Here is a 26,063-nt window from a genome sequence, read left to right as displayed (position 1 = left end):
AGGTACCCACATGATGGTAAGTCTTGCGGAGATCCGGGAAACGTCGGGCGAAGTATTCACCGACGGGTGCCCAACCCGCGTCGTGCTCGACCACATCATGAGCAAATGGGGCGTGCTCGTGCTGCTCGCGCTGACCGACGGCACCCACCGCTGGGGCGAGCTGCGCCGCGAGGTGCAGGGCATCAGCGAGAAGATGCTCGCCTCGACGCTGCGCACGCTCGAGGCCGACGGCATCGTCGCGCGCACGTCCTACCCCGAGGTGCCGCCGCGCGTCGAATACGCGCTGACCGAGCTCGGCCGGGAACTCATGGACCACATGCTGCCCCTCGTGCAGTGGGTGGCGCTCCGCGCCGACGGCATCGTGCGCGAGGCCTGACGCGGCCACTACTCTCGTCACCGTGACCCTTGCTCATGGCGCCCCGCAGCAGCCCGCTCCCTTCCTCGTGTCCATCGGCAACATCCATGCGACGCAGCACCACGCCGTGACGCCGGGCGGCACCTGGCCCATCGGCGAGATCAACGTGTCCACGGCGGACCAGACCCAGGTGACGACCCACACCCCGGCGTGGGCGATCGTCATGGTGGTGCTGTTCATCTGGTTCTTCCTGCTCAGCCTGCTGTTCCTGCTCGCGCGTGAGAGCCGCATCTCGGGCTTCATCACGGTCACCGTCTGGGGGCCGGGCGGGCAGTCGTACGTGGAGCACCTCCCGGTGGCGACGGAAGCGCAGCGCGTCGACGTGTTCAACCGGGTGACCTACCTGCAGTCGCTCATCGGAGCGGAACGCCACCGCCTCGGACGTTAGCCGCCCACCTCGGCGCGCACGGCGACGCCCGGCTGAGATGCGTGCGTTGTGCGCCGAACCGCCCTACCATCGGAGGAGCGCACCGGCACCCCCACCCGACGTCGCCACGAGTCGGACCCCCCGCCCTGTCGGTGCGCCAGCCCAGGAGCCCGAGTGACGACCCATCCCGACGACCAGCCCGTGTTCGGGTTCGGCGCGTCCGACGGCGAGCTCGCGCCACGGCCGGGTCGACGCAGCGCGGACGCCGGCGGCACCCTCCGCCCGCGACGCCTTCCGGCACCGGAGTGGGGCAGGCATCCGTCGCCGCGCGACGTGCAGCGCTACTACCTCTGCAGCGAGGAGCCGAGCGGCGAGTTCGTCGAGGTCATCATCCCGGTGACCGATGCCGGCCGCATCCGCTACTTCACGACGAGTGACGGCGACGAGCTGACCGAGGTCGACGAGGACTACTTCGTGCGCCGCCGCGAGGGCAACGCCCGGTCGCTCCTCGAGCTCGACGCGCGCGAGATGGCCGAGCTGCAGGCTGAACTCGACTTCGTGCGTCCCGTGCTCGGACGCGATCCGCTCGCCGAGGCAGCCGAGTCGGCTGCGGCCGCCGATTCGGCCGAGTTGGCCGAGTCCAGCGAGACAGCGATGGCGGATGTCGCGGAGCCCGCGTCGCTCGCGCCGACTGACGACGACCAAGCGCTCGCCGAGGGCGAGCCGACCGAGGTCATCGAGCTGCCGTTCCCGGTTCCGGTGAATGTGCCGGCGTTCGTGCAGCACGTCGAGCCGAACCCCGAGCCGGCGCCCGAGCCGCCCGCCCTCGAGGCGGACCCCCGAGACCGTGATGACGATGACGACCAGATGATCGAGGAGTACCACCCAGTGATCGGTTCCAACAGGTTCGAGCAGGTCGAGCCCGGGGCATCCGCGATGCCCGCCAATGTCACCCAGATGCCGATCTCGGTGACCGGACCCGTCGCGCCGCTCGCGCCTGCGGTTCCGGCGGCCCAGCCCGGGCAGGACGTGGACGCTGCGGCCCAGGTCGCGCTCGCCAAGGGCATCGCGTTCGCCGCGCACCGCGGCCAGCTCGACCAGATCGGCGCCGAGTACATCGATCACCCCGGCCGTGTGGCCGAGCGCTTCGACCCCGTCAGCGAGCCGGTGCTCGTCGCCGCCGCGTGGTTGCACGACGTGCTCGAGGACACGGCGGTCACCGCCCAGAACCTGCTCGAGGCGGGCGTGCAGCCCGAGGTCGTCGAGATCGTTCAGCTGCTGACCCGTACTCCGGATGTCTCGGACGACGCGTACTACGCTCGCATCGCTCGCCACCCCGTGGCCCGTCGCGTGAAGCTCGCCGACCTCGATGACAACACCGCCCCGTGGCGGGTGCGTCGCCTCGAGTACGACGTGCAGGTGCGCCTCGCCGAGAAGTACCGCCACGCGCGCGAGGCGCTCAGCGCGGGCTGATCCGCCTTCGCGGTGCCCAGGCCGGCACCATCCTTCGCCCGATTGCGTATGCCAGTTCCCCCTCAGCACTGAGGGGGAACTGGCATATGTGTTTCTCGAGCGGAACCCCCCCGGATGGGGCGTTGACATCGGCGCCGACAGAGCGTTGAAAATGCGCGTGCACGAAATTCGTAGCTGCGCCGAACCGCTCGGCCCCGATACGTTGGAGCCAGAGATCGGCCTCCTGGGGCCGCGAGCGGGCACGACGTCGTGACGGCTCGCCCATCGGGGCGTTCGATCGCATTCGAAGCGAGAGGGGAATCACCGATGAGAACCGCACCCCGCAACATCCGATGGCGCCGTCGCGCCCTAGCCCTGGCCGGAGCTCTGCTGCTCGGCTCATCCCTTGCGACGGCCACCGCGGCCGTCGCAGAAGACGATCCGCGCATCGACCTGCCGCCGGGCTATCTCGACGCGCAGACGGCGACGAGCAACATCGAGTTGCTCGCGAGCCTGCCGCGGGTCGCGCCGTTCGACGCGAACCCCGGCAACTTCGGCTTCGTCAACTCCGACCTCGCGTTCTCGGGCGACAACGCGATCGTCGGCAACTTCAACGGCTTCCAGGTCTACGACGTGTCGGATGCCTCGGCGCCGACGCTGCGCGGCTCGTTCGTGTGCCCCGGCGGTCAGGGCGACGTCTCGGTCTACGGCGACCTGCTCTTCATGTCGGTCGAGGAGACTCGCGGTCGCATCGACTGCGGCACGCAGGGTGCATCGGGCGCCGTGAACCCCGAGCGGTTCCGTGGCGTGCGCATCTTCGACATCAGCGACATCGACAACCCGGTGCAGCTGCCCGGCGTGCAGACCTGCCGAGGTTCGCACACCCACACGCTCGTCGCGGACCCCGATGACACCGAGAACGTCTACATCTACAACTCGGGCACGTCGGGCGTTCGCTCGCCGCTCGAGCTCCCCGGTTGCGAGAACGCGCCGGCGAGCCAGACCCCGGTCACGACCGGCAACCCCACGCAGTGGCGCATCGACGTCATCAAGGTGCCGCTCGCCGACCCGGCCTCGGCCGCGGTCGTCAGCCAGCCGCGCATCTTCAGCGACCCGGTGACGGGTGCGTTCAACGGCCTGCAGAACGGCCCGACGCAGCCGCTGCACCCGTCGGGCACGCCGTACTCGCCGAACCCGAACACGAACACGTGCCACGACATCACGGCGTTCCCCGAGATCGGGCTCGCCGCGGGTGCCTGCCAGGGCAACGGCATCCTGCTCGACATCTCCGACCCGGTGAACCCGGTGCGGCTCGACGCGGTCGCCGACGCGAACTACTCGTACTGGCACTCGGCGACGTTCAACAACGACGGCACCAAGGTCGTCTTCACCGATGAGTGGGGCGGCGGCACCGCCGCTCGCTGCCGCGTGACCGACCAGCCCGAGTGGGGCGCCAACGCGCTCTTCGACATCGTCGACGGCAAGCTCGAGTTCAAGAGCTACTACAAGCTGCCGGTGCCGCAGACGGCGCAGGAGAACTGCGTGGCCCACAACGGCTCGATCATCCCGGTGCCCGGTCGCGACATCATGGTGCAGGCCTGGTACCAGGGCGGTCTCTCGATCATCGACTTCACCGACACGTCGAACCCGACCGAGATCGCCTACCTCGACCGCGGGCCGGTGAACACGCCGAACCCCGCCGGGCTGAACCTCGCGGGCTACTGGTCGACCTATTGGTACAACGGCAACGTGCTCGGCAGCGAGATCGCGCGCGGCTTCGACAGCCTCGCGCTCACCGCGAGCGACCAGCTGTCCGAGAACGAGATCGCCGCAGCCGGAGAGATCCAGCTCGACCAGTTCAACGCGCAGCTGCAGACGAAGCTGGTGCACGCGCCGAGCTTCGCCGTCGCGCGTTCGTACGTCGACCAGGCCGAGCGCGACGGCAGCCTGAGCGGCAACGCGCTGAAGCAGGTCAACAAGTCGATCGACCAGGCCGAGAAGCTCTCAGACGGCCCGGCGAGCGGCTCTGCCGTGGCAGCTCACCTGGCCGGCGCCGCCTCGAAGTCGGGCGCTGCCGCGGACTCCGCGCTGGTGCAGGCGCTGAACGCGCTGGCGGCGACCTTCGGATGATCCGTGCGGGAGGCCGCTCGTCGGCCTCCCGCACAGCGAAGTGCCCAGCGGCCACGGCCGGTGGGCACTTTCGCGTGCGGCGTCAGGTCTCGGCGCGAGAGCGAGTTCTTCTCAGGAGGAGCGAGCCGCGAGCAACTGCTGCATCTTCGCGATCTCGACGCCCTGGTCGGACTCGACGTGGCGCGCGAACTGGTCGATCTCCGACTCGTGCCCGCCGCCGGCGGCGTAGAGCTCGGTCACCATCTGCACGGCGCCCTGGTGGTGCTGGATCATGTACGCGAGGAACAGCCGTTCGAAATCCGCTCCGTCGGCCGCCTCGAGTTCGTCGAGCTGCGCCTCGGTGAGCATGCCGGGCATCGCGTGCCCGTCGCCGTCGTGGTCGTGCCCGCCCGCGCGCGCGTCGTTCAGGGGCACCACCCGGTCTTGCAGCCATTCGGTGATGAGGTCGATCTCGTCCTCCTGGCTGACACGCATGCGTTCGGCGAGCAGTCGGATGTCGCGGTCATCGGTTCGCTCGTCGACGAACCCGGTCATCGTGATGGCCTGGTCGTGGTGCGCGATCATGTCGAGCATGAACTGCTCATCGGCCTCGGTGTGCTTTGGGGACTCGAGGTCCAGCGATTCGCCGGGGGCGAGGGTGTGGTTCTCCTCGCCGGGGGCACCGAGCTGCACGACCGGGCTCGTCGGAGCGACCTCGTCGGTGCCGCCCGTGCAGGCGGCGAGCCCGAACACGAGCGCGAGTGCGAGGCAGGCCGCCGGGCCGGTGCGTTCCGAAGCCGTCATCCATGTACCTCGTCTTCATCGAAGGGGCAACGCCAGTGCCGCCGAGCAGCGCGTCGGCACTGCAGCAGGTTACGTCCATCTAAGTCGATGCGGTGGCGCACGGGCTACCATGGGCGAGGGGGGAAACCGATGCCGTCACCCGACGCCCGCGACTCGGATCCGACTCTGATCGGCTCGGTGCAGCGCGCCCTTCGCCTGGTCGAGATCGTCGCGAACGAGCCTCGGCCGATGCCCGTGAAGGCGCTCGTCGCGAGGAGCGGCCTCACCCCGGGCACGACGTACAACCTCGTGCGAACGCTCGTGCACGAGGGATACCTCGCCCGCGAGCCCGACGGCCTGCTGCTCGGTACTCGTTTTCCGGCGTTCGTCACGAGTGATGCCACGCACGGCGTCTTCCTCTCGCGGGTGCGCACGGCGCTGCGCGGGGTCACCGACGAGCTCGGCGCGACCGCGTACCTCTCGCGATTCGAAGACGGCGAGGTGCACCTCGTCGACATCGTCGATGCCGTGCACAACCCGCGCGTCGAGCTCTGGGTCGGGCTGCACAGCAGCGCCCACGCGACGGCACTCGGCAAGCAGATCCTCGCGGTGCTGCCCGAGGAGGAGCGTCTCGACTACGTGTCGCGGCATCCGCTCGCCGAACTCACCCAGCACACCATCAGCGACCGGCGCGTGCTGCTCGACCAGCTCGAGCGCTCGCGCGAGAAGGCCGTCGATCGTGAGGAGTACGCGATCGGCTACACGTGCATCGCCGTGCCCGTGACCGCCGCGGGCATCACCGCGTCGCTCGCCGTCTCGCTTCCGACCGAGGCCGCGGCGCACGCCGACCCCGCCCTCGTGCACCGCCTGCAGGAGGCCGCGACGCGCCTCGCCCTGCAGATCGGCACCGACCGGCTCGGCAGTTCGGGCGCGTGAGCAGCCGGCGGCGACTGATGCTTCGGCTCGCGCGTGCGACATCCGCTGTTCACCATCTGAAATCCTGATGTTGCCGCGGCACGCCCGTGACGCATAGCGTGACGAACACGCGACAGAGGGCGCGTTGCTCCATCACCACCTGATCGCTCGTGCGATCGACCATCGGGGGACGGTTCGGATTCGTACGCCGAGGTGGAGATGGTGATTGCGCGGGAAGAGTCTTCGGGTTCTCTTCCCGCGCATCTCTCGTTCAGGCTGCGGACTTGGGCGCCGCCGTGCTGTCGCGCACCACGAGCCTGGTCGGCACGAGCGTGCGTCCGGGCGTGTGGGTTCGCGTCTCGATCTCGCGCATGAGGCTCTGGATGCAGAGTCGGCCGACCTCGGTGAAGTCCTGGTGCACGGTCGTCAGCGGCGGCCAGAACGCCTTCGACTCCTCCATGTCGTCGAAGCCGACGACGCTGATGTCTCCTGGCACCTGCAGCCCGGCCTCGTGGAACGCGGTCATCGCGCCGAGGGCCATCTGGTCGTTCGCGGCGAAGACGGCGGTGACATCGCCCCGCGCGACGATCTCCTTGCCGATGCGGTACCCCGAGTCGGTCGTCCAGTCGCCGACGAAGACGGGCGGGGGAGTGATGCCGCGTTCGCTGAGCGTCGCCGCCCACGACTGCGCCCGATGCAGGGCCGAGAAGGATGCCTCGGGACCCGAGATGTGCCAGACCGTCTCGTGCCCGAGGTCGAGCAGGTGCGCCGTGGCTTCGCGCGCGCCGGTCGTCTGGTCGGTGTCGACGACCGTGAAGCCGTCGCCGGCGTTGGAGTCGACGACGACGACGGGCTGGTCGGTCGGGAGGGTGATCTCGGCGCGGTCGAGCAGGTGGGCCTCGAAGATGATGACGACGCCGTCGACCGCCTGCTCGCTGAGCCGCCGGTACGCGCCGGAGACCGTGCCCCTCGTCGGGTCGGGAATGCGGATCACGGTCACGGTGTGGTCGACCTCTGCCGCGGCCGCGGTGATGGCGTCGAGGGTCTTCATGTTGCCGAAGGTCGAGAGCGTGAAGACGATGACGCCGATCGACTTGAAGCGCCCCGTGCGCAGCGCCCGGGCGGCGTGGTTCGGCTGGTAGCCGACCTCTTTCATCGCCTCGAGCACGCGTTCGCGCGTCGCGTGATCGACGTTGGTCTTGTCGTTCGCGACGCGTGAGACCGTCTGCGACGAGACACCGGCGACCTTCGCGACATCCGCCATCGACGCGCCGCGTCGAGCCTCGGGGCGAGAGAGTCCGGTCATCTGCAGATACCTCCAGTGGAGCGCGCGCTCACGCGCACGTCGGGATGTTCACGTAGACAGCGTAGAGGAACTGTGGTAATTGTTTACGTGAACATCTTGCAACAGATCGAAGGAACCCCCCGGCATGACAACGACGTCGATAGTCACAGCCCGTCGCGGCCCGTTCATGCGGCGCGGCGGAGCGCGATGGACCGGGTGGCTGTTCCTCGCCCCGTTCATGATCGTCTTCCTGCTGGTGCTCGTCGCACCGGTCGTCTATTCGATCTACCTCAGCCTCTTCCGCGAGCAGCTGATCGGCGGCACGAGCTTCGTCGGCCTCGAGAACTACGCCCTGGCCCTCGGCGACCCCAAGTTCTGGGACTCGCTCGGTCGGGTCGTGATCTTCCTGCTCGTGCAGGTGCCGATCATGCTCGTCATCGCCCTCGCCGCCTCGCTCGCGATCGACAGCGCGCGGCTCCACCTGTCCTCGTTCTTCCGCATCGCGATCTTCCTCCCGTATGCCGTGCCCGCCGTCGTCGCGACGCTCATGTGGGGCTTCATGTACGGCACCCGGTTCGGCCTGTTCGGCAACATCACCGACGCCTTCGGGCTCGACCTGCCGGCGCCGCTCTCGTCGAACTGGGTGCTCGCCTCGATCGGCAACATCGTCACGTGGGAGTTCGTGGGCTACAACATGCTCATCTTCTACGCGGCGCTGCGGGTCATCCCGACCGACCTCTATGAGGCGGCATCGCTCGACGGGGCGGGTGCGTTCCGCACCGTCTGGAGCATCAAGATCCCGGCCATCCGGGGAGCGATCGTCATCGCCGCGATCTTCTCGGTCATCGGCAGCTTCCAGCTCTTCAACGAGCCCAACATCCTGAAGACCCTCGCCCCGAACGCGATCAGCACGTACTTCACGCCCAACATGTACGCGTACAACCTCTCGTTCTCGGGTCAGCAGTTCAACTACTCGGCGGCGATCGCCATCATCATGGGCCTCATCACCGTCGTCATCGCGTACGTGGTTCAGCTCTCCGGATCACGAAAGGCTGGCCGAGCATGACCGCGACGAAGGCGATCACGACACCTGGCGAGCATGTCGGGCGCGCCGGGCGAACCGGGCGAGTCGAGCGGATGCCTCGTGGCGGCCGTCTCGCTCCCGCCGGCACGGGCCCCACGACCCGCAAGTCGGTGTGGCTCACGATCATCATGGCGCTCCTCGCGGGCTACGCGCTGCTGCCCCTGTTCTGGCTCGTCGTCAACTCGACCAAGACGCAGCGCGACCTGTTCTCGACGTTCGGCCTGTGGTTCTCGGGCGACTTCGCGCTCTGGGACAACATCGTGCAGACGCTCACCTACGACGACGGGGTCTTCCTCCGCTGGTTCGGCAACACCCTGCTCTACGTCGTCGTGGGCGCCGGCGGGGCCACGTTCCTCGCGACCCTCGGCGGGTACGCGCTCGCGAAGTTCGACTTCCCGGGCAAGCGGGCCGTCTTCGCCGTCGTGCTCGGCGCCGTGGCGGTGCCGGGTGCGGCGCTCGCCGTGCCGACGTTCCTCATGTTCAGCCAGATGGGCCTGACGAACACGCCGTGGTCGATCATCCTGCCGTCGCTGATCAGCCCGTTCGGGCTCTTCCTGGTCTGGGCGTTCGCGGTCGACGCGGTTCCGACCGAGATCCTCGAGGCGGCACGCATCGACGGTGCCGGTGAGTTCCGCACCTTCTTCACGATCTCGGCACGGCTCCTCGCCCCCGGCTTCGTGACGGTGCTGCTGTTCACGATCGTCGCGACCTGGAACAACTACTTCCTCCCCCTGATCATGCTGAGCGAATCCACGTGGTACCCCCTGACGGTCGGCCTCAACGCGTGGAACGCGCAGGCCGCGACCGCCGGCGGCGAGGCGATCTACAACCTCGTCATCACGGGCTCGCTCCTCACGATCGTGCCGATCATCGTCGCCTTCCTCTTCCTGCAGCGCTACTGGCAGTCGGGGCTCGCGGCCGGAAGCGTCAAGCAGTGACCCGGTTCACCGCCTGAACGAGCAACACCAACCCTCCGAGCAGTCCTGCTCACATCCACACATTGCAGTGAAAGGAACATCATGAGGAAACACAGCATCATCCGGTGGACGGGAGTCGCGATGGCCGCGGCGCTGGCCACCTCGCTCGCCGCCTGCGCCCCCAGCGGCAGCGCCGAAGACGTGACCGGTGCGACCGCCGACGAGATCGCCGCGGCGCTCCAGGAGGAGTCGAGCATCACGGTCTGGGGCTGGGCGCCCCAGCTCGAGCCGATCGTCGAGGCCTTCGAGGAGAAGTACCCGAAGATCGACGTCAAGCTCGAGAACGTCGGCACCGGCAACGACCACTACACGAAGCTGCAGAACGCGATCAAGGCGGGCACCGGCGCTCCGGATGTCGCGCAGGTCGAGTACTACGCACTGCCGCAGTTCGCCCTCTCCGGCGCGTTCGCCGACCTGACCGGCTTCGGTGCGGGCGAGCTGGAAGACCAGTTCACCCCCTCGACCTGGGGCTCGGTGTCGCTGAACGACGGCATCTACGCGCTGCCGCAGGACTCCGGTCCCATGGCGATGTTCTACCGCGAAGACGTCTTCACGAACCTCGGCCTCGAGATCCCCACGACGTGGGACGAGTACATCGCAGCGGGCAAGGCCATCCACGCGGCCAACCCCGACGCCTACATCACCAATGACGTCGGCGACGCCGGCTTCACCACGAGCATGATCTGGCAGGCCGGCGGCAACCCCTACGTCGTCGACGGCACGACGGATGTCACCGTCGACTTCGCCGACGAGGGCAGCACCAAGTGGGCCGACACCTGGAACCAGCTCGTGCAGGAGGACCTCGTCGCACCGATCTCCTCGTGGAGCGACGAGTGGTACCAGGGCCTCACCGACGGCAGCATCGCGACGCTCGTCATCGGCGCCTGGATGCCCGGCAACCTCGAGTCCGGTGTTCCGGATGCCGCGGGCACGTGGCGCGTCGCGCCGATGCCCACCTATGAGGAGGGTGTCGCGGCAGCGGCCGAGAACGGCGGCGGCGGCGACGCCGTGCTCGAGCAGAGCGAGAACAAGCTCGTCGCCTACGGGTTCCTCGAGTTCCTGAACGGCGAAGAGGGCGCGGCCATCCACGCGGCCAACGGCGGGTTCCCGTCGACCGTGGCCGACCTCGAGTCCGACGAGTTCCTGAACTACGAGAGCGACTACTTCGGCGGCCAGAAGATCAACGAGGTGCTCGTGCAGGCCGCGAAGGACGTCGTCCCCGGCTGGAGCTACCTCCCCTTCCAGACCTACGCGAACAGCATCTACGGTGACACGGTCGGACAGGCGTACGCCTCGAAGTCCGACCTCAACGAGGGTCTCGCCGCGTGGCAGGAGGCGACCGTCAAGTACGGCGTCGAGCAGGGCTTCACCGTCAACGGCGAGTAAGCCGGCAACGAACGGGTGCGCCCGCCGGTCACCCCCCGGCCGGCGGGCGCACCGCTTCACCAGATCATCCTGAGGGAACCACGTGTCAACACCCACTCTCGAAGAGTCCCGCGATCGACGGACTCCGACCTCCGAGGCGCCGACGCCGCTCGGCTCGCGCTCGTTCGCCATCGGGGACGAGGACTTCCTGCTCGACGGGCAGCCCCACCGGATCCTCTCCGGTGCGCTGCACTACTTCCGGGTGCACCCCGATCAGTGGGCCGATCGCATCCGCAAGGCGCGGCTCATGGGGCTGAACACGATCGAGACGTACGTGGCGTGGAACGCGCACGCACCCGAGCGCGGCGTCTTCGACACGAGCGGCGGGCTCGACCTCGGGCGGTTCCTCGACCTCATCGCGGCCGAGGGCATGCACGCGATCGTGCGCCCAGGTCCGTACATCTGCGCGGAGTGGACCAACGGCGGCCTGCCGGCCTGGTTGTTCCAGGACCCGTCGGTCGGGGTGCGCTCGTTCGAGCCGCAGTACCTCGCGGCGATCGAGGAGTACCTGCAGGCGCTCGCGCCGATCCTGGTGCCGCGGCAGATCGACCGCGGCGGGCCGATCGTGCTCGTGCAGATCGAGAACGAGTACGGCGCCTACGGCGACGACGCCCGCTACCTCGAGCGGCTCGTCGAGCTGAACCGTGCGATCGGACTCACCGTGCCGTTCAGCACGGTCGACCAGCCGACGGCCGAGATGCTCGAGGCCGGAAGCATCCCGGGCCTGCACAAGACCGCGTCGTTCGGGTCCCGCTCCCTCGAGCGACTCGCGACGCTGCGCACCCACCAGCCCGACGGGCCCCTCATGTGCTCCGAGTTCTGGGACGGCTGGTTCGACCACTGGGGTGCGCACCACCACACGACCGATGTGGCGCAGGCCGCGGGCGAGCTCGACGACCTGCTCGCGACCGGCGCCTCGGTCAACCTCTACATGTTCCACGGCGGCACGAACTTCGGTTTCACGAACGGCGCCAACGACAAGGGCGTCTTCCAGCCCCTCGTCACGAGCTACGACTACGACGCACCGCTCGACGAGGCGGGGAATCCGACGGAGAAGTACTGGGCGATGAGGGACGTCATCGCCCGGTACGCGCCCGTGCCCGACGAGCGGCCGAGCGCCGGGTCGCCGGCGCCCCGGTTCGAGGTGGAGCTCGACCGGGCAGCCGCGCTGTTCGACGTCGTCGAGTCTCTCGGCACCTTCACCGCGCACGATCATCCGCCGACGATGGACGAGCTCGGCCAGTACGACGGCTTCATCCTCTACCGTGCCGAGATCGACTGCGTCGGGCCGGCCGTGCTCGAGGTCGACGAGGTGCGCGACCGAGCACAGGTGTTCTTCGAGGGCGACGGCATCGGCGTGCTCGCACGCACGCATCACGTCCACTCGCTCTCGCTGCCCCGCGACGCTCGCGGCACCGTCGACCTCCTCGTCGAGGACCAGGGCCGCGTGAACTACGGCAGCCGCATCGGCGAGCCGAAGGGGCTCATCGGCGCGGTGCGACTCTGCGGCGAACCGCTCGGCCGCTGGCGGGCCGCGGGGCTGGATGTCGGGCGCCTCGAGGTCGTCCGTCGGGCACTCGGTCCGGTGGCGCCCATCTCGGGCCCGTCGTACCGCGCCGGCACGTTCTCGCTCGACGAGTCGCGGGACCTCTTCCTCGACACCTCGGGATGGGGCAAGGGCGTGGTCTGGGTCAACGGCTTCTCCCTCGGCCGGTACTGGTCGGCCGGACCCCAGCGCTCGCTCTACGTGCCGGCACCCGTGCTCCGTGCGGGCGAGAACGAGATCATCGTCCTCGAGCTGAACGGGGTGCCGCATCGGCCCGTCGTCTTCACCGAGGGGCTCGAGCTCGGGCACACCGAGTTCTGACGATCCGCGGTCCGCGTCGACGCACGGGTGTCGACGCGGACCTTGACAGCGAGATCTCCTCACCAATATGGTGACGTGAACATCAAATGTTGACGTGAACATGTCAACGTATCGAACACGCTCGACCAGTCGATGGGGACTCACGGTCGAGTCGGCTCCGAGAGTCCCCATGAGCGATGGGACCCTCCAGTGAATCTGTTCGACCGCATCGAGATGGACCGCCGCGGCTTCTTCGCCACGGCCGCGATCGGGGCCGGCGCCGCCCTGCTCCCGACCGGCGCGGCGGCTGCGCTGCCGCTGCGCTCGGCGGTGCCCGGCCTCGTGTCGGGCACCGGCATCTTCGACACGAGCCCGGCGGCGTCCTGGACCGACGGCTTCGTCTCGGGCAACGGCGAGATGGGTGCGGTCTTCTACGGCGCCCCCGAGTTCGAGAAGGTCGTGCTGAACCACCACCGCTTCGTGCTGCCGAACGGCACGCGCGAGATCGAGCCGCCGATGGCCGCCGGCCGCCTCGACGAGGTGCAGGACCTCGCGCTGGCCGGCGACTACTGGGGTGCCGCGTCGCGGTTCGCCGGTGACTGGCAGTTGCAGTGGACGCAGGCGTTCCACCCCGCCTTCGAGCTCCGGATCGCCGATCCGCGCATGGCCGGGGCCGGCGACTACGCACGGGCGAACGACTACGCGACGGGCGAGGTGGTCCACACCTGGAGCACGTCCCAAGGTGCGTGGCGGCGGCGCTCCTTCGTCTCGAGGGCGAGCGGTGTGCTGGTGCAGGAGCTGTCGGCGCCGAGCGGCGCACGCATCGACCTCGCGCTCAGCATCGGCACCGATCTCGAGGCCGCGCCGAGCACCATCGGCTACACGCGCCAGGCCACGGTCAGCGGTCGCAACGGCTACCTCGACCTGCGCGCGACGTACCCGGCGGGCAAGGGGGCGTTCGGCTTCGAAGGCCTCACGCGCGCCGCCATCGTCGGCTCGGGCTCGTCGATCCGCGCCGAGGGCGAGTCGCTCGTGATCGCGAAGGCGACGAAGGTGACGATCCTGACGAAGCTCGCCCGCTACGAGGGCGCGGGCGAGTGGGACGCCAAGCCGCTGCACGCGGCGCTCGGCGTCATGCTCACCGACTACGACGCATTGCTCGCGAAGCACGTGGTGCAGCACGAAGCGCGGTTCGGCGCATCGACCCTGCGCCTCGACGTGTCGGAGGCGGATCGCGCACGCTCGACCGCGGACCTCGTCTCGCGGCAGAACCAGAACCGCGGCTCGCTCGACCTCGCCCTGCTCGAGCGCATGTACGACTCGGGCCGGTACTTCTTCGCGAGCTCGAGCGGCGTGCTGCCGCCGCGGCTCACGGGCCTCTGGGCCGGGAGTTGGGATGCCGCCTGGGCCGACGACTTCACGACCGACGCCAACGTCAACCTGCAGATCGCGGGTGGCAACATCCTCGACCACGGGGATGCGATGGACGGCTTCTTCGACCTCGTGCTCGGCCAGCTCGACGACTGGCGGGTGAACGCGCGCAATCTCTACGGGGCGCGCGGGTTCCTCGCGCCGAGCCGCACGGACGGCGAGTACGGCTACATGCTCCACTTCGACGGCGGCGGCTTCCCGGGCCAGTGTTGGACCGGCGGGGCCGACTGGATGCTCTACCCCCTGCTCGAATACGTGCAGGTCACCGGTGACGAGGAGTTCTACCGGCAGAAGCTCGCCCCGGTGCTGATGGAGCTCGCGCTGTTCTACGAGGACTTCCTGAGCCGCACCGACGGCGGCGGCAAGCGCGTCTTCGTGCCGTCGTTCTCGATGGAGAACTCGCCGTCGAACACCGGGCAGATGCTCTCGATCAACGCCACCGGCGACATCATGGCCGGCAAGCACGCCCTGCAGGCCGCCATCGACGCGGCGAACGCCCTCGGCGTCGAGCAGGGCGCGGGCGGGGGAGTCGAGCGCTGGACCGCCCTCCTCGGCGAGCTGCCCGAGTACCGCGTCAACGGCGACCACGCGCTCGCCGAGTGGTCGTGGCCGGGCCTGAACGATCGCTACAACCACCGTCACGTGCAGCACCTGTACGGCGCCTGGCCGCTGCACGAGGTCAACCCCGAGGACCGGCCCGACCTCATGCACGCCTCGCGGCACGCGCTGCTGAAGCGCGGCGACGAGAACTCCTCGGCGCACGGCAGCCTGCACCGCGCGCTCGCCTCGGCGAGGCTGAAGGACGGCGAGGGGGTGGGCTGGAATCTCCGCAAGATCCTCGGCAACGACATGGTGTGGCGTTCGCTCATGACGTCGCACAACCCGGGGCGGCACCTCTACAACGCCGACGCGGCGAACGCGATCCCCGGCGTGCTGGCCGAGGCGCTCGTGTACTCCCGGCCCGGCGTGCTCGAGCTGCTCCCCGGCCTGCCGACCGAGCTGGCGAAGGGCACGATCACGCGAGTGCGCGGTCGCAACCGCGTGCTCGTCGAGGAGCTCACGTGGGACGTGCCCGGCCGGAGCGCGGTCGCGACCTTCGTCTCCGACATCGCGCAGGAGCTCACCGTGATCTGCCGGCGCGGCATCGTCGCCTTCGACGTCGAGGGGGCCGCCGTCACCGATTCGCCGCTCGGTGCGCACGCGCGCGTGCTCTCGCTCGCGGCCGGCGCCCGGGCCACCGTGACGCTCGAACTCCTTCCGCTGACCTGTCGCCTGGAGAACGTGAAGAGCGGCAAGGTGATGGACGTCGACGGCGGTTCGAGCTCCGACGGTGCTGCCGTCATCCAGTGGCCGTGGACCGGCGCGAGCAATCAGAAGTGGCAGCTCGTCTCGGGGTACGACGGTTCGTTCCGCGTCCGCTCCGTGCGGAGCTGGAAGGTGCTCGACGTGCCCGCGTCGTCGACGGTGGACGGTGAACTGCTCGACCAGTGGAGCGACGGGTTCAGCCCCAACCAGTGGTGGCGCGCAGAGTTCGTGAGCGGTGACGAGTACCGCTTCGTCAACGTCGTGAGCGGGCACTGCCTCGCCGTGGCCGACGGGTCCACCGCTGACGGTGCCCGTCTGATGCAGCGCGCCGTCGACGAGGCCGAGCAGTCCCAGCTCTGGCGCATCGTCGCCGTGTGACATCACGAGCCCCTTCCTGCAACACACTCGACAACCACCCATCCGACCGATATGGTTACGTCAACATCCCAGATGTTGACGTAAACAATCCTTCCTGATTGGAACAGACAACGGTGTCCTCCTCACAGAAGCGCCCCCGCGCCGCCGCGAGTCTCGCGGCTGCGGCCGTGGTGGCCGGCTCATTGCAATTCATGCCCATCGCGGCGCCGGCGGCCTCGGCCGCTGAAGCCGACGCGGTGCTCACGCCCAATCCCGCCGTCACCGGCCCCGCGTTCGACGGCTGGGGAACCAGCCTCGTGTGGATGGCCAACGCGACCGGCGACTACCCGGCCGAGCTCCGCACCGACCTCATCGACACGGTGTTCGGCGACGAGGGCCTGAACCTCAACATCGCCCGCTACAACATCGGCGGCGGCAACGCGAGCGACGTCGCCGACTACCTGCGCCCCGGTGGTGCGGTTCCCGGCTGGTGGAACGCCGAGGCCCCGCTCAGCGACGCGCAGGGCGCCATCACCTCGAGCTACGCCGATCGCGCGCGGTTCCTGGCGGCCTGGAGCGGCGACGCGGCGTCCGACTACGACGTCGAGACGGATGCCGCGCAGCTCGCGTGGGTCGACGAGATCAAGGACCGCGTGACCAAGTGGGAGGCGTTCAGCAACTCGCCGCCCTACTTCATGACCGAGAGCGGCTACGTCACCGGCGGGTTCGACGCGAACGCCGAGCAGATCAAGCCCGCGGCGATCGGCAAGTTCGCGACCTACCTGAAGACGGCCGCGCAGCAGGTCGAAGACGCCTACGGCATCTCGTTCGACACGATCGACCCGCTGAACGAGCCGAACACGAACTACTGGGGCACGACGATGGGCGGCAACGGCCAGCCCACCGGCGGTCGCCAGGAGGGCGCCCACGTCGGACCGGCCCGGCAGGCCGAGGTGCTCACCGCGCTCGCGGCCGAGCTCGCCGAGGAGGGCACCACCACCGAGGCCGCCGTCTCGGGCCCCGATGAGACCAACCCCGGTCGCTTCATCGAGGACTGGAACGGCTGGAGCCCCGCGGCCAAGCAGGTCGTCGGCCAACTGAACGTGCACACCTACGGCACGGGCGACCGGCTGCGCGTGCGCGACATCGCCAAGGCCGCCGACAAGCCGCTGTGGATGAGCGAGGTCGAGGGCAACTGGGGCGGCAACGGCTGGAACCCCGCCTCGATCGAGAACGGGCTCGGCATCGCCCAGCACGTCACGGCCGACCTCCGCGAGCTCGACCCGTCGGCGTGGGTGCTCTGGCAGCCCGTCGAAGACCTCTTCAACATGGAACGCGGCGAGAAGCTCAACTGGGGTTCGGTCTTCATCGACTTCGACTGCGACGAGAACGGCGACTCGGTGCGCCGTCTCGCCGCCGGCGACGCCGACCCTTCGTGCAAGGTGGTGACGAACACGAAGTTCGACACCCTGCGCAACTTCACGCACTACATCGAGCCGGGCGACCGGGTCGTTCCGACGAACAACGACCAGACCACCTCGGCTGTGAAGGCCGACGGTTCGGGCGCCGTGCTCGTGCACACCAACACGTCGGGCGAGTCGAAGACCGTGCGCGTCGACCTCTCGCGCTTCGCGACGATCGGCGCCGGCGCAACCGTGACGCCCATCGTCACGACCGAGTCGCCCGCCGGCACCCCGTCGGCGAACGCGCTCGTCGAGGGCACCCCGGTCACCATCGACGCCGCGACGAAGTCGGCCGTGCTCACCGTGCCGGCGAAGTCCGTCACGACGTTCGTCGTCTCCGGGGCATCCGGTGTCGCGGCTGACGCGCCCGCCGTGCGCGACGGCGACACGTTCCGCCTCGTCGGCACGCAGAGCAGCAAGCCGGTCGCGGCGACCACTGGTTCGCCGGCGATCGTGCTCGGTGATGCGGCATCCGCCGACGCCGACGCGACCCAGCTGTGGACCGCGACCCGGCTGAGCGAAGGCGACGGCACCTCGCGCGACCGCTTTGCGCTTCGACTCGCCGACGGGCGCACCCTCGCCTCCGACGGCAACGGCAGCACCGTGCTGCGCACCCTGACCGACGCAGAGGCGGCAGCGGATGCCTCGGCGCAGTGGATCGCGTCGAGCACCGACGGACGCACCTTCTCGCTCCTGAACGCCGCTCGCGAGCGCGTGCTCGACGTGGCCGGCCAGTCGACCTCGGTCGGTGCGTCGGTCGGTCTCTGGACCTCGAACGGCGGCACGAACCAGACGTTCGCGGTCGTCGCGCCCGACAGCCCGGTCGGCCCCACCTACACGAGCTTCCGCCCGGGTCAGGCGTGGCTCGACGACAACGGCAAGGTGATCCAGGCGCACGGCGGCCAGGTCGTGCCCTCGAAGGATGACGCGGGCACGACGATCTACTACCTCTACGGCGAGGACCGCACGAACGGCTACCACTCGTCGCCCGGCGTGCACGTCTACAGCTCGTACGACCTCTACAACTGGACCGACCGCGGCGTCGCCCTGCGCGCGCTGGCGTCGAAGTCGCAGTTCGGCGACCCGTACTTCGACGCGCTCTACGGCGACTACACCCAGGCGCAGAAGGACGCGGTGTACCGCGACCTCGGCACCACGCCGGTGTCAGGCGTGACGCCGCCGATCATCGAGCGGCCGAAGGTCATCCACAACGAGGCGACCGGCAAGTGGGTCATGTGGGCGCACATGGACGGACCCTCCGCGACCTCGAGCGCGCAGTACGCCAAGGCGAAGGCCGGCGTCGCGATCGCGGACTCGCCCTTCGGCCCGTTCCGCTACATCGACAGCTATTACCTGAACTCCTCGCCCGCGGGCTGGGACACTCCGGGCATGGCGCGCGACATGAACCTCTTCGTCGACGACGACGGCACCGGGTACATCATCTACTCGAGTGAGGGCAACGCGACGATGTTCATCTCGAAGCTCGACGACGAGTACACCGCCCTCGCGACGCCGGCCGCCGAGGCGGTCGAGGGTGTGGACTACAACCGCATCTTCGTCGGCGCCTCGCGCGAGAGCCCGGCGATCTTCAAGCACGACGAGCGCTACTTCCTGATCACGTCGGGCACCACCGGGTGGTCGCCGAACCCGTCGCGGTACGCGAGTGCCACCGACATCATGGGTGACTGGACCGAGCAGGGCGACCCGTTCCCGTGGTGGGCGCAGTCGAACTCGTGGAACACCCAGCCCTCGTCGGTGATCCCGGTCGACCGCGAGCAGGGCAAGTACATCTACATGGGCGACCGCTGGAACGGCGGCTCCGACGATGCCCTGCGCAACGCCCCGCTCGTCTGGCTGCCGCTCAACATGGGCGAGGGCGGTGACACGCTCGCGGTCGAGGTCTACGACGAGTGGACGCTCGACCAGCTCGACCAGTGGGCGGCATGGGATGTCTCGGGCGTGCCCGCCAGCGTCAAGGTCGGGGAGCCGTTCGCGGTGCCGACCGTCACCGTCACCCGGGCCGGTGCGTCGACCACGCAGGCCGTGACCTGGAGCTTCGACGGATCGTTCGACCAGGCCGGCGTCGTCACGGCGACCGGCACCCTGCCGGGCTTCGGTGGCCACACCTTCACCCGTGAGATCGCGGTCGTGCCCGACAACGTCGTGTACGCCGTGAACGCCGGTGGTCAGCGCACCGACGACTGGGAGGCGCTCGTCGACGCGGCGACCGCGCAGCATCCGCTGCAGAACAGCCGACCCGACCAGAAGTACGCGGCCGACGCCGGAACGAACTCGGCATGGGGTTACGTGGGCGACCAGAACGCGGTCGCGGCCGAGGGCGACACGATGTTCAGCACGCTCCGGTACGCGACCGGCGGTGCGGCCCTCTCGTACCGCTTCGACGACCTCGCGCCGGGCACGTACACCGTCTCGGCCGGCTACTTCGATCCGTGGGCGCAGTGGGCCGACCGAGGTGCGAAGGTCACCGTCAACGGTGCCGTCGTGGAGGCCGACCACGACTACTCGGCGGCGAACCAGACGGCGAGCTACGGCGGCGTCGTCGTCGGCGCCGACGGTCGCATCGACGTCTCGCTCAGCCAGACGCGTGGCCCCGACGTGCAGTTGAGCTGGCTCATCGTCAGCTCCGACGCGCCGCCCGCGCCGGCCATCGCTGCGACGGTCACGGCGACGACGAAGTGCGTCTCGAGCAAGGTCGTGGTGAGCGCACTGCTGAAGAACGAGTCGGCGGTGCCGGTGAAGGCGACGCTCAAATGGGGCACGACCAGCAAGACGTTCAACGCGGTCGCGCCGGGCGGCAACGCCGTGCACGCCTTCACGACCAGGCAGGCATCCGTGCCGGCCGGCGTGGTGACGGCGACGGTCGAGGCGACGGTCGGCGGCCAGCCGGTCACGAAGACGGTGGAGGCCGCGTACGCCGCGGCGTCGTGCCGATCGTGATGCGAGAGATCTGACGGAGAAACAGGAGTGATGAATATGAGAAGCAGACGACTCACCGCGGGCGCGTGCGCCGTCGGCCTCGGGGCGATCATGCTCGTCGGTGTCGCCGGCATGGCGGCGGCCGAGGAGCAGTACGGCGACGGCGAGGTCGACGTCAACGTGCAGATCGCCGACATCAGCGAGCCGGGCGTGCTGGCGATGACGGTGGCGAGCACGTCGACGACGCTGACCGAGAACGGGTCGACCGAGGTCGAGCGTCAGTTCACGGGGCAGCTGCCCACCGTGACCATCACCGACACCCGTTCGGCGGCGGAGATCCCCGCAGGCGCCGGCTGGTACGTGCTCGGCACGGCGAGCGACTTCACCGGCGATGCCGGGCAGCCGGCGATCGGGGCAGGTCACCTCGGCTGGGCGCCGAACCTGATCGACGGCGGCGAGGCCGGCCTCGTCTCCGAGGGCGATGTCGTCGACACGGTCATGGACGCGGAGGACCCCGACGCGCAGCTGCCGTTCGGCCTCGTCGACCAGGAGCTGCTGGCGATGGCCCACGGGTCTGCTGAGATCCTGCCCGAGGGCCAGTGGACGGCCAATGCGGCGCTCTTCCTGCGCACGCCGGCGACCGTCGCCGCCGGTGGCTACACGGCCACCCTCACGCTGTCGCTGTTCGAGTAGGAGCCGCAGCGACGATATGCCAGTTCCCCCTCATCGGCACAGCAACGGTGAGGGGGAACTGCGGCGTCAGCGAGACATCCGCTGGTCGGGCTCGTCCGCCGGTTCCAGGCGCGGATGCCTCGTGGTCGCCGCCGTACTCGGCTACCGTGTCGCCCATGCCAGCTGAGACGCCGTCGGAGACGGCCCGCCGCCTGATCGAGCAGAACACCTACCTCACGCTCGCGACCGCCGACGCCGACGGGCGCCCGTGGGCGAGCCCCGTCTGGTTCGCGGCGCGCGGCCTCTCGGAGTTCTACTGGGTGTCGCGATTCGTGCGACGCCATTCCCTCAATATCGAGGTGCGCCCCGAGGTGGCGCTCGTCGTCTTCGACTCGACGGCACCGGTCGGCAGGGCGGAGGCCCTGTACGTCGATGCGGTCGCCGGCCAGGTCGACGACGCCGATCTGGCTGCCGCGCTCGCCGTGTACAGCGGGCGGTCGGTGGAGCGCGGGCTCCCTCCGTGGGATGAAGCGGCGGTCACCGGCGACGCACCGCACCGCCTGTACGTGGCACGCGCGACCGACGTGTTCGTGCTCGACGAGACGGAGGGGCGGGTCAGCGTTCCGATGAGGTGATCGGGCGTTCGGGTGATCGCGCCGAGATGGCACGCGATTTCGATGGGGCACGATGTCGATCTCGCCCGCTGCGAATCGACGCATGAGTAGAGGCATCCGCTTCTGAAGCATTCGCTCTCATGTCGTAGGAGAAGATCGTGTCGACTCCCCGGGCTCTTCGGCCGCTGCGCAACCCCGCCTATCGCTGGCTCGCGGCGGCCCTCGTTTCATCTCTTGTCGGTTCCGGCATCTGGCTGGTCGCGCTCGTCTGGCAGATCGTGGCGATCGGCGGCGGTGCGGCCGAGCTCTCGCTCGTCGCGGGCGCGTCGGCGATCGGCATGCTGCTGACGACGCTGCTCGGCGGTGCGCTCGCCGACCGCATCCCGCAGCGGAAGATCCTGCTCGTCGTCGAGGTCGTGCGCACCGCGAGCGTCGGCATCGTCGCGCTGCTCTCGCTCACGGGCACCCTCGCGGTGCGGCAGCTCGCCGCGGTGGCCCTCGTCGGCGGTGTCATGGCCGGGCTGTACTACCCAGCCTACTCGGCGCTGCTGCCGAGCGTCGTGCCCGAAGACCAGCTGCTCGCCGCCAACGGATTCGAGGGCATGGCCCGGCCCGTGCTCATGCAGGCCGCCGGCCCGGCGCTCGCGAGCGCGCTCATCGCAATCTCGTCGCCCGGTGCGGCACTCGCGGTCGCCGCGCTGACGGGGGCTGCGGCGGTCGGATGCCTCGTGAAGGTGCCCGATCTACCGCTGCGGGGTGGGGCGGCCAGCGAGCATGGCGAGCAGGCAGAGGCCGAAGCGGGCAGCGGCGGCACGCGGCATCCGGCCCTCGCATTGCTCGTCGACGTGCGCGAGGGCTTCGTCTACATGGCCCGCACGCCCTGGCTGCTCGGCACGCTCGGGTTCGCGTCGCTCCTGATCCTCTTGATCATGGGGCCGTTCGAGGTGCTCGTGCCGTTCGTGATCAAGGATGCCGCCGGCGGCGGCCCGCAGGAGCACGCGCTGATCCTCGCGGCGTTCGGCATCGGCGGCGCGGTCGGCTCGATGGTCGTCGCCTCCCTCAAGCTGCCGCGTCGCTACCTGACGGTGATGAACCTGCTGTGGGCATTCGGATGCCTCCCGCTCGCCGTCTTCGGACTGACCGACCAGATCTGGCTCATGGCGATCGCGGCGTTCGCCGTCGGCGCCGCGTTCAACGGCGGTGTCGTGATCTGGGGCACGCTGCTGCAGCGCCGGGTGCCGCCGGCCATGCTCGGGCGGGTCTCGAGCCTCGACTTCTTCGTCTCGCTCGCGTTCATGCCCGTGTCGATGGCCATCGCCGGGCCGGCGGGGGAGACGGTCGGGCTGCCCATGGTGTTCCTCATCGCGGGGGTCGCACCGCTCGTGATCGGCGTGGTCGCGATCGTGGCGGCGCGGATGACGCGTGACGAGATCGCGCATCCGCTCGACGCGGGTGCCGAGCCCGCGCCGGTTGAGCTTGTCGAAACTAAACCCGCCGAAGTTGCGGATGTCCCCACCGACGACCTCCTCCCCGTCGGCGCCTGACCACCCACCTCAGCGGCCTCCCAGCCGCGCCCATAGGATCAATGGCATGGCCGGATTCTGGGGCAAGCGTAAGCGTGAAGAGCGAGAACTCAGCGCTCAAGATGCCGTGCTGGCGCAGCGGGCCGGAACCGCCCTCGTCGCCGCCGATGAGCGCGTGCGCGTCACGGCCGACGAGCTCGCCTTCGCCGACGCCGAGCTCGGCCACGAGGCGACCGCCGAGCTGAGCACCGCGCTCGCCGCGGTGAAGGAGCACCTCGGCGAGGCGTTCCGGCTGAACCAACTGAACCACGACGAGATTCCCGACACCGCCGAAGAGCTGCGGCAGCGCAACGCCCGCATCGTGCAGCTCTGCGACTGGGCCGAAGACGTGCTCGACGAGCACATGTCGACCCTCGCCGACAAGATCGCGCGGGCGCGCCGGGCTCCCGAGATCATCGCCGGAGTGCGAGCGGATGCCGCGCGCCTCCGCACCCGCATTCCCCAGGCCCGCGAGACCATCGACCGGCTCGCCGCTCGCTATGCGCCCGAGGCGCTCGCTCAGGTCGAGGCCAACCCCGCCCAGGCCGAGCAGCTGATCGGATTCGCCGAACACAGCGCCGGCGTGGCCGAGCGCCGCCGCGAGGCCGGACAGCGCGAGCAGGCCAACCTCGCGCTCGAGGCGTCGACGGAGTCGGTGCGCCGCGCGGCCACCCTGCTCGATGCGGTCGAGACCTTCGAGGTCGAGGCGCTGCGCGCCGAGTCGACGTTGTCGGCCATCATCGAGGATTCCCGCGGCGACCTCGCCGTCGCCCAGAAGGAGCCCCAGACACCCGCGGTCATAGCCGCGATCGCCGCGCTGCGGGGTGCCCTCGCCGCCCTCCCGGCGGCTGGCGTCAACACCGACCCGTTCGCGCAGCTCAGTAGCCTCCGTGATGCGAACTCAGGACTGGATGCCGCGATCGCCGCGGCCCGCGAGCGCGCTGCGCGCCCGATCCCGCCGCTCGAGCACGTGCACCACGCCATCGACGACGCCGACCGGCAGCTCGCGGTCGCCCGCGACGTCATCGCCGGCCACCGCGGCTGGATCGGCGCCGATGCCCGCACCCGCCTCGCCGAGTCCGAGCGCGTACGCGTCGACCTCGACCGCTTCCTCGGCACGCCTGCGGCGACGGTCTCCGTCATCGGCGAAGACCACCGTGAGCAGGCGATGCTGATGGCCCGCCGCGTCGCGCACCTCGCGGCCGAGGCGCTGCAGCTCGCGCAGCGCGACATCGATTCGTCACGCCCGCAGGATCCCGGTCAGTGGGGCGGCGACGGCTGGGGCGGCGGCGGTCGACGCAGCGGCGGCGGCGACATGATGGGCGGCATCCTCGGCGGTCTCGTCATCGGAAGCATCCTCGACGGCATCTTCGACTGAGTACAGGGCGCCATTGGCGCCCGGAGAACGTCGATCCATCGACGGACCGTCATCCCATGCGGCCCCATGTACCGAAGTAGCCGCCGGGTGTGGTCTGCCCCGCGCCGGAGACCGCATTGCTCGCGATGGCTGTGTACACGCAGAGATATCCCGAGTGGGTTCGCACCGCAGCCGGGTCCGAGAGGGCCCCGGCTCCACCGATTCCGATGGCCTGCCACGTTGCGAAGCCACCTCCCGGGGCCGTCTGGTTGGTGCCGACGGTGACTGATCCCAGCGTGCGGCTGTAGACCACCACGAGGTTGTCTGGAGTGATCAGAACGGCGGGCGATCCGATGAGGTCACCGCGCTTCTCGCCCACGGGAGCCCACCCGCCGAATGCGGCCCCCACCGCCGTCTGGGTTGTGAACGCGATGTTGTTGTCGACCGTCGCGGAGATCACCGTTGCGATCCCGGTGGACGAGACGACGACGGCGGGATCGCTCTCCACTCCGGCGCCGTTGATGCCAACGACCGACCATGCTCCGAAGGGGCCGTCGACGGAAGTCTGCGTCGTCGTCTTGATCACGCCGTCGACGGTTCGCGTGAAGACCTGCAACAGGCCGCTGGGATGCTTCACGATTGCCGGCTTTCCCACCGCCTTGGGGGTGCCGGTGCCCACAGCCGTCCAGGTGCCGAACCCGGAGAGCGGGGCTACTTGGGCGGTGATGCCGACATTGCCGTTGTCCACCGCGGCGAAGATGCAGATGCGCCCGCTTGCCGAGACCACGGCGGACGGCCTGCCGACGATGCCGGCACCACCGACTCCCATCGGCGCCCAACTGCCGAATGCGCCGCCGGCGGCCGACTGGCCGGCGCCCACCACTGTGCCGCCCTGCAGGGCGTAGGCCACGAGCTGCCCGCCCGGTATTTGGATCACCGCAGGTGTTCCTGCGAGCGTGGTGGCGCCGTAACCGATCTGCGACCAGGCAGGGAACACCCCGCCCGGTGCCGCTTGGTTGGTGCCGTAAAGCACCCCGTCACGGACTTGGTAGAGCGCGATGACACCGTTCGCGAGCATCATCGCGACGGGCGCAAGCTGCCCCCCATTGACGAACTTCGTGAAGTCGACTCGAGTGCCACGCGCCGTGAGGCCGTGAATGTGAAGGTGGATGTCGCCGCCGTAGTCGACCCCGCTTGCTGATGCGCCTGACGTGCCGATGATCTGGCCGGCGTTGTAGTGCCCATCAGTCGAGAACGCCGAGAGATGCTGGAAGACGACCGCAGCGAGATCTCCCGTGCCCTCTCCGGTTTGGCCCGCCAGCTGGCGAGTAACCGGCATATCAAGCGTCAGGATTGCGCGACGCCCTGCAGTACCGACCCAGCCCGCCGCCCACTCACCGGATCCGCCGCTCGTACGAAGAGTGCCCGCTGCAGGTGCGCGCAACGGTGTTCCATACCCAAGCGGATAATCGGTTCCGCCCAGCGAGTAGCTGAGGTGGTCGAGCCACGTGAACGACACGTTCCATGCGGAGAACGGGTTGTAGAGCGCGCCGCCACCCGCCCAGGCGGGTGCGGCCGGAAGGAGACTTCCTCCGATGGCGCCGACTCCCGCGATACCCGCGAATCCACCGAGCATGGACCGTCGGCTGAGCGCTCCCGCTTCACCTCGGGTCGTGTTGGAACCCTTCATCGTGCAGCCTTCTGTGC

The 26,063-nt window shown here is 69.4% G+C and carries 18 protein-coding genes; 15 read left to right on the top strand and 3 right to left on the bottom strand.

What is annotated here, in order from left to right:
• Positions 1-10: 10 nt before the first annotated feature.
• The 4 genes from ASD23_RS13625 (at position 11) to ASD23_RS13610 (ending at position 4,364) form a co-directional block, all read left to right on the top strand.
• On the top strand, positions 11-376 hold the full coding sequence (locus ASD23_RS13625) for a winged helix-turn-helix transcriptional regulator (protein ID WP_056011579.1): 366 nt from the start codon (positions 11-13) through the stop codon (positions 374-376).
• Positions 377-398: 22 nt separating this feature from the next.
• Complete coding sequence (locus tag ASD23_RS13620) at positions 399-803, top strand: hypothetical protein (protein WP_129231943.1); 405 nt, start codon at positions 399-401, stop codon at positions 801-803.
• 153 nt (positions 804-956) lie between these two features.
• A complete protein-coding gene (locus ASD23_RS19330; RefSeq protein WP_235507738.1) occupies positions 957-2,255 on the top strand; it encodes a hypothetical protein in 1,299 nt (432 codons plus the stop codon).
• A gap of 306 nt (positions 2,256-2,561) precedes the next feature.
• Complete coding sequence (locus ASD23_RS13610) at positions 2,562-4,364, top strand: LVIVD repeat-containing protein (protein ID WP_056011573.1); 1,803 nt, start codon at positions 2,562-2,564, stop codon at positions 4,362-4,364.
• A 111-nt stretch (positions 4,365-4,475) separates the two neighbouring features.
• On the opposite strand, the gene ASD23_RS13605 is transcribed toward ASD23_RS13610, so the two are convergent.
• The gene (locus ASD23_RS13605) at positions 4,476-5,147 is read right to left on the bottom strand and encodes a DUF305 domain-containing protein (RefSeq protein WP_056011570.1); all 672 of its coding nucleotides are present in this window, start codon (positions 5,145-5,147) and stop codon (positions 4,476-4,478) included.
• A gap of 129 nt (positions 5,148-5,276) precedes the next feature.
• Here ASD23_RS13605 and ASD23_RS13600 point away from each other — a divergent pair, with 129 nt between their 5' ends.
• The gene (locus ASD23_RS13600; RefSeq protein ID WP_056011567.1) at positions 5,277-6,062 is read left to right on the top strand and encodes an IclR family transcriptional regulator; all 786 of its coding nucleotides are present in this window, start codon (positions 5,277-5,279) and stop codon (positions 6,060-6,062) included.
• Between the two features lie 250 nt (positions 6,063-6,312).
• Here ASD23_RS13600 and ASD23_RS13595 read toward each other — a convergent pair whose 3' ends face one another.
• Complete coding sequence (locus tag ASD23_RS13595) at positions 6,313-7,347, bottom strand: LacI family DNA-binding transcriptional regulator (protein WP_056011562.1); 1,035 nt, start codon at positions 7,345-7,347, stop codon at positions 6,313-6,315.
• 124 nt (positions 7,348-7,471) lie between these two features.
• Here ASD23_RS13595 and ASD23_RS13590 point away from each other — a divergent pair, with 124 nt between their 5' ends.
• The 10 genes from ASD23_RS13590 (at position 7,472) to ASD23_RS13545 (ending at position 24,377) form a co-directional block, all read left to right on the top strand.
• Positions 7,472-8,392, top strand: coding sequence for a carbohydrate ABC transporter permease (locus ASD23_RS13590; RefSeq protein ID WP_082571445.1), 921 nt, complete (start codon positions 7,472-7,474; stop codon positions 8,390-8,392).
• 71 nt (positions 8,393-8,463) lie between these two features.
• A complete protein-coding gene (locus ASD23_RS13585; protein WP_129232177.1) occupies positions 8,464-9,348 on the top strand; it encodes a carbohydrate ABC transporter permease in 885 nt (294 codons plus the stop codon).
• A gap of 81 nt (positions 9,349-9,429) precedes the next feature.
• Complete coding sequence (locus tag ASD23_RS13580; protein ID WP_056011556.1) at positions 9,430-10,773, top strand: ABC transporter substrate-binding protein; 1,344 nt, start codon at positions 9,430-9,432, stop codon at positions 10,771-10,773.
• A gap of 169 nt (positions 10,774-10,942) precedes the next feature.
• Positions 10,943-12,679 carry a glycoside hydrolase family 35 protein gene (locus tag ASD23_RS13575; protein ID WP_056013214.1) on the top strand — a complete coding sequence of 579 codons (1,737 nt, stop codon included), beginning with the start codon at positions 10,943-10,945 and terminating at the stop codon, positions 12,677-12,679.
• A gap of 189 nt (positions 12,680-12,868) precedes the next feature.
• Entirely contained in the window at positions 12,869-15,772 is a 2,904-nt protein-coding gene (locus tag ASD23_RS13570) for a glycosyl hydrolase family 95 catalytic domain-containing protein (RefSeq protein ID WP_200941718.1), read from the top strand.
• Between the two features lie 113 nt (positions 15,773-15,885).
• The gene (locus ASD23_RS13565; protein WP_056011553.1) at positions 15,886-20,172 is read left to right on the top strand and encodes a family 43 glycosylhydrolase; all 4,287 of its coding nucleotides are present in this window, start codon (positions 15,886-15,888) and stop codon (positions 20,170-20,172) included.
• Positions 20,173-20,208: 36 nt separating this feature from the next.
• On the top strand, positions 20,209-20,844 hold the full coding sequence (locus ASD23_RS13560; protein WP_200941717.1) for a hypothetical protein: 636 nt from the start codon (positions 20,209-20,211) through the stop codon (positions 20,842-20,844).
• 155 nt (positions 20,845-20,999) lie between these two features.
• Complete coding sequence (locus ASD23_RS13555; protein WP_157377097.1) at positions 21,000-21,458, top strand: pyridoxamine 5'-phosphate oxidase family protein; 459 nt, start codon at positions 21,000-21,002, stop codon at positions 21,456-21,458.
• Positions 21,459-21,595: 137 nt separating this feature from the next.
• On the top strand, positions 21,596-22,981 hold the full coding sequence (locus ASD23_RS13550) for an MFS transporter (RefSeq protein WP_200941716.1): 1,386 nt from the start codon (positions 21,596-21,598) through the stop codon (positions 22,979-22,981).
• A 46-nt stretch (positions 22,982-23,027) separates the two neighbouring features.
• Positions 23,028-24,377 carry a hypothetical protein gene (locus ASD23_RS13545; protein ID WP_056011543.1) on the top strand — a complete coding sequence of 450 codons (1,350 nt, stop codon included), beginning with the start codon at positions 23,028-23,030 and terminating at the stop codon, positions 24,375-24,377.
• A gap of 49 nt (positions 24,378-24,426) precedes the next feature.
• On the opposite strand, the gene ASD23_RS13540 is transcribed toward ASD23_RS13545, so the two are convergent.
• Entirely contained in the window at positions 24,427-26,046 is a 1,620-nt protein-coding gene (locus tag ASD23_RS13540; protein WP_157377096.1) for a hypothetical protein, read from the bottom strand.
• Positions 26,047-26,063 lie beyond the last annotated feature (17 nt).

The sequence above is a fragment of the Agromyces sp. Root1464 genome (genome assembly GCF_001427265.1).
In the GTDB taxonomy this organism is placed as follows: domain Bacteria; phylum Actinomycetota; class Actinomycetes; order Actinomycetales; family Microbacteriaceae; genus Agromyces; species Agromyces fucosus.
This window is presented reverse-complemented; position numbering and strand designations above follow the sequence as displayed.

Bases quoted from the DNA above. Each gene is read 5' to 3' on its own strand.
- ASD23_RS13560 (WP_200941717.1), top strand. From the start codon at position 20,209: ATGAGAAGCAGACGACTCACCGCGGGCGCGTGCGCCGTCGGCCTCGGG.
- ASD23_RS13540 (WP_157377096.1), bottom strand. From the start codon at position 26,046: ATGAAGGGTTCCAACACGACCCGAGGTGAAGCGGGAGCGCTCAGCCGA.
- ASD23_RS13595 (WP_056011562.1), bottom strand. From the start codon at position 7,347: ATGACCGGACTCTCTCGCCCCGAGGCTCGACGCGGCGCGTCGATGGCG.
- ASD23_RS13625 (WP_056011579.1), top strand. From the start codon at position 11: ATGATGGTAAGTCTTGCGGAGATCCGGGAAACGTCGGGCGAAGTATTC.
- ASD23_RS13580 (WP_056011556.1), top strand. From the start codon at position 9,430: ATGAGGAAACACAGCATCATCCGGTGGACGGGAGTCGCGATGGCCGCG.
- ASD23_RS13545 (WP_056011543.1), top strand. From the start codon at position 23,028: ATGGCCGGATTCTGGGGCAAGCGTAAGCGTGAAGAGCGAGAACTCAGC.
- ASD23_RS13610 (WP_056011573.1), top strand. From the start codon at position 2,562: ATGAGAACCGCACCCCGCAACATCCGATGGCGCCGTCGCGCCCTAGCC.
- ASD23_RS13555 (WP_157377097.1), top strand. From the start codon at position 21,000: ATGCCAGCTGAGACGCCGTCGGAGACGGCCCGCCGCCTGATCGAGCAG.
- ASD23_RS13600 (WP_056011567.1), top strand. From the start codon at position 5,277: ATGCCGTCACCCGACGCCCGCGACTCGGATCCGACTCTGATCGGCTCG.
- ASD23_RS13585 (WP_129232177.1), top strand. From the start codon at position 8,464: ATGCCTCGTGGCGGCCGTCTCGCTCCCGCCGGCACGGGCCCCACGACC.
- ASD23_RS13590 (WP_082571445.1), top strand. From the start codon at position 7,472: ATGACAACGACGTCGATAGTCACAGCCCGTCGCGGCCCGTTCATGCGG.
- ASD23_RS13605 (WP_056011570.1), bottom strand. From the start codon at position 5,147: ATGACGGCTTCGGAACGCACCGGCCCGGCGGCCTGCCTCGCACTCGCG.